Source organism: Thiobacter subterraneus (genome assembly GCF_055379455.1).
This window is the reverse complement of record NZ_AP042402.1, coordinates 1,176,912-1,194,221: the sequence shown is the minus strand read 5'-3', so window position 1 is coordinate 1,194,221 and position 17,310 is coordinate 1,176,912. Positions and strand designations below refer to the sequence as shown.

Annotated in this window: 12 protein-coding genes and 1 pseudogene; 10 read left to right on the top strand and 3 right to left on the bottom strand. The window is 68.1% G+C overall.

The window, feature by feature from the left end:
* Positions 1–6 precede the first annotated feature (6 nt).
* The 3 genes and pseudogenes from ACZ42P_RS05955 to rpoD all read left to right on the top strand — a co-directional run.
* Positions 7–453, top strand: coding sequence for a GatB/YqeY domain-containing protein (locus ACZ42P_RS05955; protein WP_464899163.1), 447 nt, complete (start codon positions 7–9; stop codon positions 451–453).
* A 50-nt stretch (positions 454–503) separates the two neighbouring features.
* On the top strand, positions 504–2,252 hold the full coding sequence (gene dnaG / locus ACZ42P_RS05950; protein WP_464899162.1) for a DNA primase: 1,749 nt from the start codon (positions 504–506) through the stop codon (positions 2,250–2,252).
* Between the two features lie 81 nt (positions 2,253–2,333).
* A pseudogene (gene rpoD / locus ACZ42P_RS05945) lies at positions 2,334–4,217 on the top strand (RNA polymerase sigma factor RpoD); the annotation flags it as partial.
* Between the two features lie 72 nt (positions 4,218–4,289).
* On the opposite strand, the gene tssH reads toward rpoD, so the two are convergent.
* From tssH to ACZ42P_RS05930, 3 genes are read right to left on the bottom strand one after another with little or no spacing between them, the layout of a single operon-like run.
* The gene (gene tssH / locus ACZ42P_RS05940) at positions 4,290–6,905 is read right to left on the bottom strand and encodes a type VI secretion system ATPase TssH (RefSeq protein ID WP_464899161.1); all 2,616 of its coding nucleotides are present in this window, start codon (positions 6,903–6,905) and stop codon (positions 4,290–4,292) included.
* 5 nt (positions 6,906–6,910) lie between these two features.
* Complete coding sequence (locus tag ACZ42P_RS05935) at positions 6,911–7,681, bottom strand: M15 family metallopeptidase (RefSeq protein ID WP_464899160.1); 771 nt, start codon at positions 7,679–7,681, stop codon at positions 6,911–6,913.
* Positions 7,678–8,544: a hypothetical protein gene (locus tag ACZ42P_RS05930; RefSeq protein ID WP_464899159.1), complete on the bottom strand. Its 867-nt coding sequence runs from the start codon at positions 8,542–8,544 to the stop codon at positions 7,678–7,680. Before ACZ42P_RS05930 ends, ACZ42P_RS05935 begins: the two co-directional genes overlap by 4 nt.
* 121 nt (positions 8,545–8,665) lie before the next feature.
* Here ACZ42P_RS05930 and tssJ point away from each other — a divergent pair, with 121 nt between their 5' ends.
* The 7 genes from tssJ to ACZ42P_RS05895 are packed head-to-tail and all read left to right on the top strand — an operon-like array spanning position 8,666 to position 17,307.
* A complete protein-coding gene (gene tssJ / locus ACZ42P_RS05925; RefSeq protein WP_464899158.1) occupies positions 8,666–9,391 on the top strand; it encodes a type VI secretion system lipoprotein TssJ in 726 nt (241 codons plus the stop codon).
* Positions 9,392–9,393: 2 nt separating this feature from the next.
* On the top strand, positions 9,394–10,743 hold the full coding sequence (gene tssK, locus ACZ42P_RS05920; RefSeq protein WP_464899157.1) for a type VI secretion system baseplate subunit TssK: 1,350 nt from the start codon (positions 9,394–9,396) through the stop codon (positions 10,741–10,743).
* 21 nt (positions 10,744–10,764) lie between these two features.
* Positions 10,765–11,508 (top strand): type IVB secretion system protein IcmH/DotU, encoded by a 744-nt coding sequence (gene icmH, locus ACZ42P_RS05915; protein WP_464899156.1) that lies wholly within the window; start codon positions 10,765–10,767, stop codon positions 11,506–11,508.
* Positions 11,509–11,516: 8 nt separating this feature from the next.
* Positions 11,517–12,005: a type VI secretion system baseplate subunit TssE gene (tssE, locus tag ACZ42P_RS05910; RefSeq protein ID WP_464899155.1), complete on the top strand. Its 489-nt coding sequence runs from the start codon at positions 11,517–11,519 to the stop codon at positions 12,003–12,005.
* Between the two features lies 1 nt (position 12,006).
* The gene (tssF, locus tag ACZ42P_RS05905) at positions 12,007–13,866 is read left to right on the top strand and encodes a type VI secretion system baseplate subunit TssF (protein WP_464899372.1); all 1,860 of its coding nucleotides are present in this window, start codon (positions 12,007–12,009) and stop codon (positions 13,864–13,866) included.
* Entirely contained in the window at positions 13,830–14,843 is a 1,014-nt protein-coding gene (gene tssG, locus ACZ42P_RS05900; RefSeq protein ID WP_464899154.1) for a type VI secretion system baseplate subunit TssG, read from the top strand. The genes tssF and tssG overlap by 37 nt, the downstream gene beginning before the upstream one ends.
* A gap of 7 nt (positions 14,844–14,850) precedes the next feature.
* The gene (locus ACZ42P_RS05895; protein ID WP_464899153.1) at positions 14,851–17,307 is read left to right on the top strand and encodes a type VI secretion system Vgr family protein; all 2,457 of its coding nucleotides are present in this window, start codon (positions 14,851–14,853) and stop codon (positions 17,305–17,307) included.
* Positions 17,308–17,310 lie beyond the last annotated feature (3 nt).

Sequence of the window (17,310 nt, the reverse complement as noted above, 5' to 3'; positions counted from 1 at the left end):
GTCGCCATGAGCCTCAAGGACCGTATCACCGAAGACATGAAACAGGCCATGCGCGCCAAAGACAGCGCGCGCCTGTCCGCCCTGCGGCTGCTGCTGGCGGCCATCAAGCAGCGGGAAGTGGATGAGCGGGTCAGCCTGGACGATGCCCAGGTGATCGCCGTGGTGGAAAAAATGATCAAGCAGCGCCGGGAATCCATCGCCCAGTACGAGAAGGGCGGCCGGCAGGATCTGGCCGACGCCGAGAAATTCGAGATCGAGGTGCTCAAGGCCTATCTCCCCCAGCCCCTGTCGGACGCGGAGGTGGAAGCCATCATCGACGCGGCCATCGCCGAAACCGGCGCCAGGGCCGTGGCCGACATGGGCAAGGTGATGAATCTGGTGCGTCCGAAGCTCGCCGGCCGCGCCGACATGGGCAGGGTTTCCGCGCTGGTCAAGGCGCGTCTGTCCGCCTAGACCCACGTGGCACGGCCGGCGCCGGCCGCCCCCAGGCTTTCCGGCGGCTCATGATTCCCCAGTCCTTCATCCAGGAGCTGCTGCAGCGCGTCGATATCGTGGAGGTGGTGGGGCGTTACGTGCCCCTCAGGAAGGCAGGGGCCAACTACAGTGCCTGCTGCCCCTTCCACAAGGAGAAGACGCCTTCCTTCACCGTCAGCCCCAGCAAGCAGTTCTATCACTGCTTCGGCTGCGGCGCCCACGGCACGGCCATCGGTTTTCTCATGGAATACCAGGGCATCGGGTTTCCCGAGGCGGTGGAGCAGCTCGCGCAAATGCTCGGCCTGACCGTGCCGCAAGAAACGCGTGCCGGCGGCCCCGCTGCGGGCGGCGAGCGCTTCGCCGCCATGCGTGGGGTGCTCACCCAGGCCCTGCATTACTACCGGCAGCAGCTCAAGGCCTCGCCCCGGGCCATCGACTACCTCAAGCGGCGCGGCCTGTCGGGCGAGATCGCCGCGCGCTTCGGCATCGGCTACGCGCCGGAGGGCTGGCAAAACCTGGCGGCGGTGTTTCCCGACTATGCCGCGTCCCCGGTGCTGGCGGAAGCGGGGCTGGTGATCGATTCCGAGGGGGGGCGGCGGTATGACCGCTTCCGGGATCGCATCATGTTTCCCATTCTGGATCAGCGGGGCAACGTCATTGGCTTCGGCGGCCGGGTGCTCGGGGAGGGCGAGCCCAAATATCTCAATTCGCCGGAGACGCCCCTGTTCCAGAAGGGGCATGAGCTCTATGGCCTCGCCCAGGCGCGCCGCGCGATCCGCGATGCGGGACGGGTGCTGGTGGTGGAGGGCTACATGGACGTGGTGGCCCTGGCCCAGCATGGCGTGGAATATGCCGTGGCCACCCTGGGCACGGCCACCACGCCCCATCACGTGCAGCGGCTGTTGCGGCTGGCCGACCGCATCGTGTTCTGTTTCGATGCCGATGAGGCGGGGCGGCGCGCTGCCTGGCGTGCCCTGGAAAACAGCCTGCCCGCCCTCACCGACGGCGCGGCGCTGTCCTTCCTGTTCCTGCCGGAGGGGGAAGATCCGGACAGTTTCATCCGCGCCCAGGGACGGCAGGCCTTCGAGGCCCAGCTCGCCCAGGCCCTGCCCCTGAGCCAGTTCCTGTTGCGCGAGCTCGCGGCGCGCAACGACGTCCAGAGCGAGGAAGGGCGCGCCCGTCTGATCCGGGAGGCGCGCCCCTTGATCGAGCAGGTCCAGGCACCGGCCCTGGCCCTGTTGCTGCGCAAGCGTCTCGCGGAGCTGGCGGGACTGAGTCCGGAGGAACTGGCGGCGCTTCTGCCTGCCGCCCCCCGGGGGCAAGGCGCTGGGGAAGGGGCGCCAAGCCGTGGCGCGCCGCGCGTGCGCCGGGCGCCGTCGCGCAACCGCCAGCTTTTGCGCCTGCTGCTTGCGCGGCCCGCTCTGGGGCGGGGGGTGACCTGGGAGGCGGATTTCGCCGAGGATGGGGAAGGCAGGCTGGTGGGTGAGGTGCTTGCATATCTCACGGCCAACCCCCATGTGGTCACCGGCGCCCAGCTGCTGGAGGCTTTCCGGGATTCAGAAGCCGGCCGGCTGCTGGAGGAGGTGGCCGCCGAAGCCCTGCTGCTCGACGAGGGCTTCGATCTGGAGCAGGAGTTCGCCGACGCCCTGGCGCGCATCGACGAGGCCGCGCGGCGCCGGCGCATCGACCGGCTGCTCGCCCTGGAACGCAGCCAGGGGCTCACCCCGGAGCAAAAACAGCTTTTGCTCCGGGAACTTGCGGCGATGCGCCGCACCTAAAGGCTGTGGGCGAACAGCCGAAAATCGGCTACAATACGCGGTTTTTTCGGCGCAGTGACAAACCTAACCCGGATTCAGGCAGACATGGCAAGCGAACACGACAAGCAGGACACCAAATCCAACGAGCTCGACGATCGGCGCGTGCGCCTGAAGAATCTGATCGTCCTGGGCAAGGAGCGCGGCTACCTCACCTATGCCGAGATCAATGACCACCTGCCGGACGACATGCTCGATGCCGAGCAGATCGAGAGCATCGTGGCCATGATCAACGACATGGGCATCAACGTCTTCGACGAGGCGCCCGATGCCGAGACCCTGCTCATGACCGAGAGCACCCCGGCGGTGGCGGACGAAGACGTGGTGGAGGAGGCCGAGCAGGCCCTGTCCACCGTGGATTCCGAATTCGGCCGCACCACCGACCCGGTGCGCATGTACATGCGCGAGATGGGCTCGGTGGAGCTGCTCACGCGGGAAGGCGAGATCGAGATCGCCAAGCGCATCGAGGACGGCCTGAAGCACATGATCCAGGCGATTTCCGCCTGTCCCACCACCATCGCCGAGATCCTGGCGCTGGCGGAGAAGGTCGAGCGCGACGAAATGCGCATCGACGAGCTGGTGGATGGTTTGATCGACCCCAACCACATGGAGGAAGTCAGCGAGGAAATGGCCGAGGCGGACGAGGCCTCCATGGAAGCCGACGAGGTGGAAGAGGACGAGGAAGAGTCCGGCGGCGTGCAGTCGGCCAGCCTGCTGCAGCTCAAGGCCGATGCCCTGGAACGCTTCGCCACCATCCGCCAGCTGTACAACAAGATGATCCGGGCGCTGGAGAAGAACGGGCCCGACAGCAAGAGCTACAAGAAACTGCAGGAGCAGATTTCCAACGAGCTCATGGGCATCCGCTTCACCGCCAAGCAGATCGAGAATCTGTGTGACAGCGTGCGCAGGCTGGTGGAGGAAGTGCGCACCTACGAGCGTGCCATCATGGACCTGTGTGTGAACAAGTGTGGCATGCCGCGCGCCCACTTCATCAAGTCCTTCCCGGGCAATGAGGTGAACCGCGACTGGCTGGCGCAGGAAATGCGTGCGCGCAAGCCCTACGTGGAACAGCTGGCGCGCTACCAGCACGACATTCTCGACCAGCAGGAGAAGCTGATCGCGGTGCAGGCCAAGGTGGGCATCCCCATCAAGGACCTGAAGGAAATCTCGCGCCAGATGTCCACCGGCGAGGCCAAGGCCCGCCGCGCCAAGCGCGAGATGATCGAGGCCAACCTGCGCCTGGTGATCTCCATCGCCAAGAAATACACCAACCGCGGCCTGCAGTTCCTGGACCTGATCCAGGAGGGCAACATCGGCCTCATGAAGGCGGTGGACAAGTTCGAATACCGGCGTGGCTACAAGTTCTCCACCTACGCCACCTGGTGGATCCGCCAGGCCATCACCCGTTCCATCGCGGATCAGGCGCGCACCATCCGGATCCCGGTGCACATGATCGAGACCATCAACAAGATGAACCGCATCTCGCGCCAGATCCTGCAGGAAACCGGCCAGGAGCCCGATCCCGCCCTGCTGGCGAAGAAGATGGAAATGCCCGAGGAGAAGATCCGCAAGATCCTCAAGATCTCCAAGGAACCCATTTCCATGGAGACGCCCATCGGCGACGACGAGGATTCCCATCTGGGGGATTTCATCGAGGATGTCTCCACCATGCAGCCGGTGGATGCGGCGGTTTACGCCAGTCTGCGCGAAGCCACGCGCGAGGTGCTGGAATCCCTCACCCCGCGCGAGGCCAAGGTGCTGCGCATGCGTTTCGGCATCGAGATGAACACCGACCACACGCTGGAAGAGGTGGGCAAGCAGTTCGACGTCACCCGCGAGCGCATCCGCCAGATCGAGGCCAAGGCGCTGCGCAAGCTGCGTCATCCCAGCCGCGCCGAGCGTCTGCGCACCTTCCTCGACAACGACTGAACCAGGCGGGCGCGGCCTGGGCCGCGGTGGTCAACGAAAAAGCCGGCACTGCCGGCTTTTTCGTCATGGGGCTCACTGCACCCGCACCGACAGCCTGCCGCGTCTGAGCCTGAGGTGCAGGGCGCGCACCCCTTCGCCGGCGGCCAGCCGGGCCAGGATTTCGTCGGACAGACGGGCAAGCACCGTGTCGGCGATGATGGCATCGGCGTTGCGCGCCCCACTGTCCACCTCGTTGCAGCGGGCCACGATCATGTCCACCAGCGCCGGATCGTAGCGCAGGCGGGCACCGTGGCTGTCCCGCACCCGCGCCGCGATGCGTTCCAGCTTGAGGGTGACGATGCGCCGCATCACGTCCTCGCCGATGGGGTAGTAGGGCACCACGGACAGGCGCCCGAGAAACGCCGGTTTGAACACCCGCTGCAGTTCGGGCCGCAGGAGGTCGATCAGGTCCTCGGGCGTGGGCGCGCGGCTTACCCCATCCACCCGCACGCCGTGGGCCACCGCCTGCATGATGCGCTCGCTGCCCACGTTGGAGGTGAGCAGGATGATGGTGTTGCGGAAGTCCACCGCCCGGCCTTCGCCGTCCTCCAGCACGCCCTTGTCGAAGACCTGAAAGAACAGCTCCAGCACGTCGGGGTGGGCCTTTTCCACTTCGTCCAGCAGCACCACGCTGTAGGGACGCCGGCGCACCGCCTCGGTGAGCACCCCACCTTCGCCATAGCCCACGTAACCCGGCGGCGAGCCCTTGAGGCCGGAGACGCTGTGGGCTTCCTGGTATTCGGACATGTTGATGGTGATGAGATTGCGCTCCCCACCGTAGAGAACGTCGGCCAGGGCCAGTGCGGTTTCGGTCTTGCCCACGCCGGAGGGCCCCACCAGCAGGAACACACCCAGCGGCCTGGTGGGGTCTTCCAGACGGGCCTTGGCGATGGCGATGCGGCGGGCGATGGTGGCTAGGGCATGGGATTGTCCCACCACCCGTTCCTCGAGCAGGGATTGCAGGCGGCGCACGGTCTCCAGCTCGTCACTCACCATGCGGCCCAGGGGAATGCCCGTCCAGGCCGAGACGACCTCGGCGACGGTGGAACCGTCCACGCAGTCGTACACCAGGGGCAGGTCCCGGTGCAGGGCGCGCAGGCTGCGCCGGCACGCCTCCAGCCGGGCGCGCTGGGCCGGCTCCGGGCCCGGTGCCTGGGCGAGTGTGCTGCGCAGGCGGTCGATCTCCGCCACCAGCTCGCGCTGCTGGGCGCAGGCTGCCTCGAGGCGCGAGCGTTCCGCCACCAGTTGTTCTTGCCGCGCGGCCAGCGCCTCGAGGCGCGGGCCATGGGCCGCATCCCCTTCGCGCGCCAGGGCTTCCCGTTCCCGCCGGGTGTTCTCGATGAGGCACCCGATGTGCTCCAGCGCAGGCGGCAGGGCAGCCCGGGACAACGCGACACGGGCGCAGGCGGTGTCCAGCACGCCAATGGCCTTGTCCGGCAGCTGCCGCCCGGTTAGGTAGCGGCTGGAAAGTTTTACGGCCTCCACCACGGCCTCGTCCAGGATGACCACGCCGTGATGCCGTTCCAGCCTGGGTGCCAGGCCACGCAGAATGTGCACGGCGCTCTCTTCGTCCGGTTCCTCGATTGTCACCACCTGGAACCGGCGCGCGAGGGCGGCGTCTTTTTCGAAATATTTCTTGTACTCGGACCAGGTGGTGGCGGCGATGGTGCGCAACTCGCCCCGCGCCAGCGCGGGTTTGAGAAGATTGGCGGCATCGTTCTGGCCCGCCTGGCCACCCGCGCCGATCAGGGTGTGGGCCTCGTCGATGAACAGGATGACGGGCGCAAGACTCGCCTTCACCTCGGCCATCACCGCGCGCAGGCGGTTTTCGAACTCGCCCTTGACGCTGGCCCCCGCCTGCAACAGCCCCAGGTCCAGGCTGCGCAGGCACACGTCGCGCAGGGGCGGAGGCACCTCACCGCGGGCGATGCGCAGCGCCAGTCCTTCCACCACGGCGGTCTTGCCCACGCCCGGCTCGCCGGTGAGGATGGGGTTGTTCTGGCGCCGGCGCAGCAGGATGTCGATCATCTGGCGGATTTCTTCGTCCCGCCCCAGCACGGGATCGATCTGGCCGGCACGGGCCAGCGCCGTGAGATCGACGGTGTAGCGTTCCAGGGCCGGGGTCGGCGCAGCCGTGGCCGGCTCCGGCACTTCCGCGGTGGGAGCGGCCGCGCCCTCCCGCGAACTGCGCAGGATGCCCGGCAGGCGGGCGCGCAGGCCTGCCACGGGCAGCTTCGTGAGACGCGTCACGGCGCCGTTCACGTGGCGCGCCACCTCCTCGTCTTCCAGGAGCGCCAGCAGGAGATGGACGCTGCGCAGCGTATCGACGCCAAACTCCACGCTGGCCTTGAGCCAGGCCGATTCCAGCCAGCGCGGCAGGATGGGGGAGAGCACCGGGTGGCGATGGTTGCCCGTACGCAGCGTCGCCAGGGCCTGCTCCAGATCCCGTTCCAGGTCGGTGCGGTCAACCTTCAGGCTGCGCAGGATCAGCGCCAGGTCGCTGTCTTCGTGTTCCAGCAGACCGAGGAGCACGTGTTCCACGTCCACCTCGAAGTGGGTGCGCGCATGAGCGAGATTCGCCGCCGCCTCCATGGCCTGGCGGGTGACGGGGTTGAGCTTGGCAATCAGGGCCTTGAGATCGGTGGACATGGGGTTCACGAAGATCCGGTTCGGGGTGAGAGGATGGGCGCTTCCACGTGTCCGTAGTCGCGCAGGTTCCAGCGGCCGCCCCAGGTCAGACCCAGAGCTTCGGCTTCCTCGCCCAGCGCCTGATAGGCCTGCCAGGCCCAGGGGTCGCGTTCGGAGATCACCACCCGCCCATCGCGCAGGGGCGCGAGGTCGGCCGCGAGCCCGAACTGGTGGCGGCTTTGCATGGCGCGCGCCTGGGTCACGTGGGGCCCCGCCTGGGCCAGGGATTCCTGGCGCTCGGGACTGCGCCAGCCTTCCAGCAGCGTGAAGCCATAGCCCCGCGCCTCGAGCCGGGCCAGCAGCACCAGCACCTGGCGCAGGAAGACAGGGTCGAGCTTGTTCCAGTCGCGGTCGGCTGCTGCCAGCTCCGGCCGTTCCGTCCCCACGAATACCGAAGGCGGCAGCGGCGGAGGTGGCACCAGGCTTTCCGGGCGCAGGGCATGGCGGATGTGCTCGCCCTGGGAGAAGGACGCCAGGGAGGCGGGCGCGAAATCCATGTGCCGGCCCAGAAGCCCCGCGGCGCCAATGCCCAGGGCGGCGCAGACCAGAGCGAGCGGGAAGGCGGGCTGGGCCAGCCAGCCGGCCCGGCCGCGCAAGCGGGATGAGGCAAGCCGCGCAGGGGCCGGCCGGACGGGTGGTGCCGGCGGCATCAGGAAATAGCGCCAGGCCAGCCAGCTGAGGCCGGCGAGCAGGCCCGCCAGCACGGTCATCAGGGCGAGCAGGGCCGCTGGCGTCATGACTGTTCTCCCAGGCGCGCCAGCCTGGGCCGGGGGCCCGCTGGGGCCTTGGGCGCGCGGTCGGCCACACGCCTGGCTGCCCGCAGGGGCGGCCGTGGCGTGCGGCGCGTGGCCTTGCCTGGCGCGGCTGTTCCCGGCAGGGGCTGCGGGGCCTGGGCCAGGGCGGCCAGCAGCTGACGCAGTTCCTGTTCCAGACGTCCGGTGGAGCGACAGGGCTGGGGCGCATGGGCAAAGGCCGCGACCTCCCCGGCGGCGAATTGGATGGTGTCCCGGGACAGGCGCGGTTTCTCTCCCGCGCCGGTCACCAGCCGTTCCCGGGACAGCTCGAAACGCGGCGTGAGCCGCAGCCGGGTGCCGCTTTGCCCATCCAGCGGGGGCAGGATCTCGATGCGGGTGAGCACGGTGAGCTGCATGCTCCGCCAGACGGTGTAGTCGACACCGCGGATACGCTGGCGAAACTGCTGGAAATCCCTGGCCAGGGGCAGTTCCCGCTGCCTGAGTCCAGGCTCCGTCACGCGTGCTGTGCCGCATTCCACGTAGGAGGTGACAGGGGGCGTGAGTTTCCACTCCACCACGCCCGGTGCCGCGGGATCCGGCGGCAACGGCCGGGGTTTGAGGGGACCCGAGGCAGGCGGATGGCGCAGGCGTGTGAGGGCGTCTTCACGCGGCAGTGGCAGCCAGACTTCGTTCTCGGCGGGGGAAGCAGGTGGCCCGGCAGTGGCCACCGGCGTGGCGGGTGACGTGTGGCTGCAGGCCGTGAAGACCAGCGCAGCCGGCCCCAACAACAGGCGCAGACAGGCCGGCACCGGCGGGTCGAGAAGGCGAAGGGCGCGGGGCGTGCGCCCTCGCGGCAACGGGGACATCGGCATACCGGATATTCCATTGTCGTAGCACAATGGTATATCATCTGCCGCCGGTGACCAAGTTCCCCTGTTCAGGAACGATGTCCCCGTCTCAACCCTTTGCTAGTCGGAAAGCGATTCCATGAAGCTTCAGCGAAATGTGCGCCTGTCGTGCCAGCGGGCCCGTCCGGGGCTGTTCCGTGCGGCCGCCCTGCTCCTGGCCGGACTGCTCGCTGGCTGTGCCAGCACCTCCAAGAGCTATCAAATTCAGGGCGAAGCGGATCCGGTAGTGAACCGCGATGCCAGCGGCGCACCGCTTTCGGTGGTGGTGCGTCTCTACCAGCTCAAGGCACCCGCCGAATTTTCCAAACTCACTTTCGATACCCTGGCCTCGGGCCGCAGTGAAAGCGAGCTGCTGGGGACGGATCTGCTGGAGAAAACCGAAGTGGTCCTGGTGCCGGGTGCCACCCACACCAGCAGCCAGACACTGCGCGAGGACACGCGCTACCTGGGCGTGGTGGCGTTCTTCCGCCGGCCCCATCCCCATTACTGGCGCTACCTGGTGGAGGCCGACGCGGTGCGCCGGGACGGGCTCGCCTTTCGCGCCAGGGACTGCTACCTGAGTCTCCTCCGTCCCCAGCCGGCGCCGATTCCCGGCCAGCCCGCCAATGCTCCCCTCGACTGCGAACCGGTGGTGGCGGCAAACAACGCACCGGCGCAGCCGGAGGCCGGGGCCAAGCCCGGCAAAATGGAAGCACCGGTCCCAACCAATTCCAGGAAGCCGGCACGAAGCCGGCCCAAGGTTCCCAAGACCACGGGCGCGCCCGCGCCGGCCAAGTCCCAGACGGCTTCCACGCCCCGCTCCTGACCATGCCCCAGGTCAACCGCATCCTGTGGGGCGAGGGAATGTTCCTGCGCCCCCAGCATTTCCAGCAGCAGGAACTCTATTTCGAGGGACGGCTGGCGGAGTGCATGCGCCTGACCCACGCCCATCCCTGGGGCGTGCGCCGTGTCGAGTTGGACGCGGATGCCCTGCAGGCCGGTCTGTTGCGCCTCAACCGGCTGGAGCTGGTGTTTGCCGACGGCACCGTGATCGACGCCCCGGGCACGGAGCCTCTGCCGCCAGCCCGCCAGCTGGATAGCCTGCCCCAGGTGGGGGTGGAGACCACGGTCTATGCCTGCCTGCCCCTTCTCAATGCCTTTGGTGGCAACGCCGGTACAGGCGGCGGGACGAGCCCGCGGCCGCCCCGCTACGTGATGGACACCACACGGGTGGCGGACCTCCACACCCACGCCCTGGAAGCGGAGATCACGGCCCTGCGTGCCAATACCTGCCTCCTGCTGGAAGAGGAGAACCGTGACGGTCATCAGGCGCTGCCCATTGCGCGGCTGGTGCGCAATGCCACCGGCAACTGGGAGCAGGACGAGCGCTACCTGCCGCCCCTGGTGGAGATCGGCGCTGCGCCGTGGCTTGAGCTCATGCTGCGCCGCCTGCTGGACATTCTGCTGGTGAAGAGCCAGGCACTCACCGCGGCACACCGGGAACGGGTCAAGAGCGTGGTGGAATACGGCACATCGGACATCGCTTCGTTCTGGCTGCTGCACACGGTGAACCGCAGCTTCCCGCTGCTCAACCACCTCCTGCGCCATCCCCGCAGCCACCCGGAGCAGCTCTATCTGGCGCTGGCCCAGCTGGGTGGTGAGCTGCTCACTTTCTCCTCCAACCTGGGGCTCAACGACCTGCCTCTCTACCGGCACGAAGCCTTGGGCACCACCTTCGCCGAGCTGGACGGCCTGATCCGGGAGCTACTGGAAACCGTGATCTCCAGCCGCTATGCGGTGATTCCCCTGCTCAACACCAAACCGTCCTTTTACGTGGGGCGCCTGGAAAGCGAGCGTCTGCTGGAGAACGCCGATTTCTACCTCTCGGTCAGCACCGACATGCCCACTGCCGAGGTCATGGAAACCCTGCCGGCCAAGCTCAAGGTGGGGGCGCCGGACGACGTCGAGAAAATCCTCAATTCCGCGCTGCCCGGCGTAAAGCTTGCGTACGCCACGCAGACCCCGGTGGCGCTGCCGGTGCGCGTGGGCAACCACTACTTCGCGCTGGAACCCCATGGCGCGATCTACGAACGCATGCTCAAGGCCCGCAGCATCTGCCTGTATGTGCCGCAGGCGCTGCCCGAGATGAAGCTGGAACTGCTGGCGGCCTTCCGCTAAGCCTTTTGCCGAGGAGTCTTGATGAACGCACTCACTGCCCCGCCCCTGACCCTGCCCGGCCGGGTGCCCACCCTCAAGGAAATGCTCGAGGACGCCATCTATCTCCTGTTCCTGCTGCGCAACGGCAACGGCCCGGCCAGTGCCGTGGAGTTCACCCAGCGCGTGGAACGGGCGCTGGAGGACTTCGAGCACAACGCACGCAACTTCGGCAAGCCGGCCCAGGCGATCCAGGACGCCAAGTACGCCATCTGCGCCGTGATGGACGAGATCATCCTCGGTTCGGATTTTCCGCTGCGCGATGAATGGGAGCGTGCGCCCCTGCAGCTGCGCCTGTTTGGGGAACACCTGGCGGGCGAGCGCTTCTTCGACCGGCTGGAAGCGCTGCGTCTGGACCCGGTGGCCAATCTGGAAACGCTGGAAGTCTTCCAGACCTGCCTGCTGCTGGGTTTCCAGGGCAAGTATCTGCTGGAGGGCCGGGAGAAGCTCGACTATCTCATCACCCGCATCGGCCAGGAGATCACCAATGCCCGGGGCGGACGCGCCGAGTTCGCGCCCAACTGGAAACTGCCCCACCGTTTCCAGCAGTACGTGCGCCACGAGTTGCCCCTGTGGCTGTTCTACGCCCTGCTGGCGGGCGTCGTGGCGACGGTGTTCCTCGTTTACACCTGGCTGCTGGAGGACCGGGTGAGCGAGCTCGCCCGGCTGCAGGCCCAGGGCCGGCCCACGGCCACGTCAGCCCTCACGGTGCCCAACAAACCGGAGTGACCCAGGCGATGCTGCCCACGACTCGCCAGGCGCTGCTCATGCCTTCCGTCCTGGACCGACTGCTGGACGACGCGCCGCGCCGGGAAGGGGAAGCCGGAAACGTTCATACCGATCTCGCCGGTTTCAAGCGCGCGGTGGCGCGGGATCTGGAAGTGCTGCTCAACGCCCGTTGCGTCGATCCGGGCGTGGACATCGAGGCTTATCCCCAGGCACGGGACTCCGTGCTGAGTTTCGGCATTCCCGATCTCAGCAGCCTGAGCCTGCTCAATCCGGATGATCGTGCCCGTCTGCGTGACTACATCCGGCGTGCCATCGAACGCCACGAACCGCGCCTGTCCCAGGTGCGTGTCAGCCTCGAGGCGCCCCAGGGGCTGGAGCGCCTGCTGCGCTTCCGGGTGGATGCGGTGCTGCGCGTGCATCCCCATCGGCCACCCGTGAGTTTCGATGCCACGCTGGAGCTGTCTTCCAAGCGTTGCCGGTTGAGGGAGCGTGGCTGACATGCTGGAGGCACTGCTTCCCTACTACGAGCGTGAACTCGCCGCCCTGCGTCAGCTGGGCGGGGAGTTCGCCCGCCGCTACCCCAAGATCGCGCGCCGTCTGCTGCTGGAAGGGGACCAGTGCGAAGATCCCCACGTGGAGCGCATGATCGAAGCCTTCGCGTTCCTCGCCGCCCGCGTGCAGCGCAAGCTGGACGACGAGTTTCCAGAAATCGGCGAGGCCTTCCTGCAAATCCTGTATCCCCATTACACGCGGCCGTTTCCCTCCTGGACGATCCTGCAGTTCGAGATGGATGCCGCCGCCCCCCAGGTGGGCGGACGCTATCACCTGCCGCGCCACCAGCAGGTGCTCTCGCCGCCGGTGGGCGGCATCGCCTGCCGCTTCCGCACCTGCTATCCGGTGGACCTCTATCCGCTCACCCTGCATTCGGCGCGTCTGGAACACGTCCAGGCCTCGGAACACCTGCGCCGTCTCGCCCCGGCGGCCGCCGCCGCGCTGACACTGGATTTCCGTACCCAGGGAGGCTTGCCCGTCCATGTCGTCGGGCTCACTCAGCTGCGCTTCTTCCTCGATGGCGAGCCCGGCCTCATGCACCTGCTCTACGAGCTGTTGCTCACCCGCACGCTTGCGATACACGTGGGCGACGCAGCCGACGATCCAGGCCGCACCACACGCCTGCCGGCGGAAGCCATCGCGCCCGTGGGCTTCGCGCCGGAAGACGGCATGCTGGACTACGATGACCGGTCTTTCCCGGGCTACCCGCTGCTCACGGAATATTTCGCCTGCCCGGAGAAATTCCTGTTCGTGGACCTGCTGGACCTGGAACGTGCCGCCGGGCAGGTCCTGGGCACCGAGCTGCGCATCCGCATCTTCCTGTCCGGCTACGGGGACGGGGAGCGACACGTCCGCCTCATGCAGAGCCTGAACGCCGCCAACCTGCGGCTGGGCTGCACGCCCGCCATCAACCTGTTCCGCCAGCCGGCGGAACCGGTACGCCTCACCCATCACCGCACCAGCTACCCGGTGGTCCCGGACGGGCGGCGGCCCCTGGCCTACGAAGTGATCGCCATCGATGCGGTCACGGCCGTGGAGAAAACCGAGGCCATGGAAAGCGCACGGCGGGTGCCGCCCTTTTACTCGGTCTGCCACGGCAGTGCATCGGCGCAGGACGGCGCATTCTGGTACGCCACCCGTGAGCCTTCACCGCGGGAAAACGACCGGGGAACGGAAGTGGAGATCGTGTTCACCGACCTCAACTTTCGCCCCACGCGTCCGGCCACCGAGGTGCTGTCCCTGGAACTCACCTGCAGCAACCGCGACCTGCCGGAACAAATTCCCTTCGGGGGCAGCGCAGCCGGCAGCCACGCGGATTTCACCCTGCCCGGCAATACGGTGGTGAACCGGGTGCGCGCGCTGCGCAAGCCTGCGCCCACGCTGCGCCCGCCGGCCAAGCGCGGACTCTACTGGCGGCTCATCTCCCATCTCGCGCTCAACCATCTGTCCCTGGTGGCGGACGGAGGCGAGGCCTTGCGGGAAATGTTGAGCCTGTACGACCTGGGCCGTGACCAGAGTGGCAAACGCCAGATCCAGGGCATCGTCGCAGTGGAGGCACGGCCGGGGGTGGCGCGGGTCTCGGGCCCCCATTTCGCAGGCTTCGTGCGGGGGATGGACATCACCCTCAGCCTGGACGAGAACGCCTTCGTGGGAGCGGGCACCTATCTGTTCGGCAGCGTGCTGGAGCGTTTCTTCGCCCTCTACTGCAGCGCGAACAGCTTTACCCGCCTGCATCTGCATTCCAAACAACAGGGACGGGAGATCGCCCAATGGCCGGCACGGGCAGGGCAAGCCATCGTGATCTGATTGCCGAGCTGCGGCAGGAAGGCTTCCGCTTCCGCTTTCCCCAGGCCGTGCATCTGCTGGCGCGGGCGCAGGGTGTGCAGGGCGTGCCTGCCAATGTGCGCTTCCGCACGCCCGCCTCTCTTGCGTTTCCCGCCAGCGAGATCATCGAGGTCGAATCCACACCAGAGCAGGACTCCCTCCACCTCACCGTGGGTTTCATGGGGCTCACGGGTCCCTCCGGCACGCTTCCCACCAGCTACACGGAGCTCCTCATCGAACGGCGGCAGCAACACCGCGACGAAGCCGCCCATGCCTTCCTCGATGTGTTCTCCCACCGTGCCATCACCCTCTTCTACCACGCATGGCAAAAATACCGCTTCCACGCGACCTACGAAGCAGGCGGGCAGGGTGGCTTCACGCGCAACCTCATGGACCTGGTGGGCGTGGGTCTGTCGGCCCTGCAGCAGCGGCTGCATGCCGGCTCGGCGGGTGTGCCGCCCAACCTGTTCGCCTTTTACGCAGGTCTGCTGGCGCAAAGACCCGTGTCCGCAGAGAACCTTGCCGCCCTGATTCGCGGCTATTTTGGCGTGGCCGTGCGCATCGAGCAGTTCGTCGGCACCTGGCAGCACCTGGGTGCCGTGGAGCAGAGTCGGCTGGGCCGTGCCAACTGCCAACTGGGGCAAGATGCAGTGTGTGGAGAGCGCGTCTGGGACCGCCAGAACACCCTGCGCATGCACCTGGGGCCGCTGGACGGAGCGCGCTTTGCCGATCTCACCCCAGGCAGCCGTGGTGCGGTGGCCTTGCGGGAGCTCGTGCATTTCTGCGTGGGTGCCGTCCTCGCCTGCGAGGTGGTGCTGATCCTGAGACGCGACGCGATCCCGGCGCCGGTGCTCGACGCAAGTGCGGCGCCGGGCTGTCGCCTCGGCTACAACTGCTGGCTCCACACACGCCCTGCCGAACGGGACGCCGCGGACATGCGCTTCGCCCTGCAAAGCTGACACGCCCATGGACCTCTCCTCCCTGCTTGCGGACTTTGCCAGTCCTTTCCTCGATCACGGCCGGCTGCTCGGCCTGCGTTGCGGCCCGGGGATGGGCATCGCCCCGGGTGGGCTTGTCATCGAGCGGCTGGCAGGCTTTGAAGCCTTCAACCGGGGCTATCGCTATGAGCTCCATTGCCTCAGCCCCGATGCGGGGCTTGAGACCGAAGCCTGGCTGGGCCAGGCCCTGGGGGTGGACATCCTGCTGCCCGACGGCCGCCACCGCCCCCTGTGCGGCCTCATCACCGAAGCCGGCCGGCTGGGCAGCGACGGCGGCTTCGGGCGCTACCGTCTGGTGGTGGAGCCTGCCCTGGCGTTTACCGGCCAGCGCTGGGGCAGCCGGGTGTTCCAGGACCGCAGCGTGCCCGAGATCGTCGCGGCGGTGCTGGCCGAACACCGGGCCCAGCCCCTGATCGGTGCCTGTTTCACCCTGGAAGACCGACTCACCGGCTCCTACCCCCGGCGCTCCTATTGCCTCCAGTACCGGGAAAGCGACCTGGCCTTCCTCGACCGCCTGCTGCGGGAAGAAGGCATCCGCACCACCTACCGCTTCGACACCACCGGCGAGATTCCCCGCCACACCCTCATTCTGTTCGACGACGAGGCGGTGCTGCCCCACCTGGGGGGTGTGCGCTTTCACCGCCAGGATGCCGCCGAGACCGAAGACGGCCTCACCGGCTTTTGGGAGGACCAGCGCGTACAAAGCGGCACCAGTCGCCTGGCGAGTTTCGAATACAAACAGGTGGCCCGCCTCCAGGGTGAGGCGGACAGCCTGCGGGCGCGGCCCATCGAAGCCCACCTGGAAGCCTACGACCCCCAGACCCTCTACTATGGCGATGCCGCCGAGCTTGCCCGCTATGCCCGGCTGCGCCAGGCCGCGCGTGAGGCCGCTGCCCGGCGCTTTACCGCCCGCGGCCACGTGCGCGCCCTGGGGGTGGGCGTGCACTTCGATCTGCTGGACCACCCCGTCCAGGCGGGCCGCTTCCTGGTCACGGCGCTGAAGATTGCCGCCCGCAACAACCTCACGGCCGAGGACACCCCCCTGTATGACCTGCAGGCCAGCTGTCTGCCTGCGGGCACGGCGGCGGTGCCCGAGTATGGGCCGTCCCACGCCAAGCCCACCAGCCGGGGGCCCCAGACTGCCACCGTGGTGGGCCCGCCGGGGGAGGAGATCTACACCGATGCCCTGGGCCGGGTGCGCATCTGTTTCCACTGGCAGCGGCCCGAAGACGGCCATGGCCTGCGCGACGAGACCGCCTCCACCTGGGTGCGGGTGGCCGTCCCCGCGGCCGGGGCCGGCTATGGCTGGCAGAGCCTGCCCCGGGTGGGGCAGGAAGTGCTGGTGGACTTCCTGGAAGGCGACATCGACCGGCCGGTGGTGGTGGGGGTGCTGCACAACGGCCGCCAGCCCCCGCCCCGTTTCAGCCACCAGGGCAGTCTGCCTGCCCACAAGACCCTCTCGGGCATGGTGAGCCGGGAATACCGGGGCGGCGGGGCCAGTGAACTCCTCTTCGACGACACCACCGGCCAGCTGCGGGTGCGGCTGGCCACCGACCATGGGGCCACCAGTCTGGAACAGGGCTGGCTCATCCACCCCCGGCGGGAGGGAGAAGGCACCCCCCGGGGCGAGGGCTTCGAGCTGCGCACCGATGCCAGTGGCGCCCTCCGGGCCGGGCGGGGGTTGCTGCTGTCCACCGAGGCCCAGCCCCGGGGCCAGGGGCCTCAGCTCGCCCGGGCGGGACTCCTGGCCGAACTCGAGGCCGCCGCGGCGCTCACCCGGGCGCTCGCCCGCGAGGCCCAGGCCCACCGGGCCGGGGAGACCGACACCAGCCTGCAGGACCGCCTCCACGACGCCCTGCGCCAGTGGGAGGGGGGCTCCAACACCGCCCCCGAAGGCCAGGGCGGGGGTCAGCCGCTGATCGCGGCGAGCAGCCCCGGGGGCATGGCCCTGGCTACACCGGCGGACATGAACCTGGCGGCGGGTCAGCTGGACCTCGTCGCCCAGCAGGATGCCAACCTGAGCCTGGGCCGGCGCCTGGCCGTGCGGGCCAAAGAGGCCATCTCCCTCTTCGCCCGGCGCCTGGGCCTCACCCTCGTCGCCGCCGCCGGCAAGCTCCGCATCGAGGCGCAGGGGGATGATGTCATCATCCTCTCGGCCAGCGACGTCAATCTCAGCGCCCTGGAGGAAATTCTCCTGCAGGCACCGAAGATCACCCTGGTGGCCGAAGGGGCCGGCATGACCCTGGGGCCGAACGGCATCACCAGCCAGACTACCGGCAGCCACACCCAGCATGCGGGCAAACATGTCTTCACCGGCCCGGCGGGGGAGCCCCTGGCGTTGCCGCCCCTGCCGGCGCAGCTGTGTGTGGAGTGTCTGAAAAAGGCTTTGGCGTCGGGCCGGCCCTTCGTCCGGCTGGAAGCGTGACGC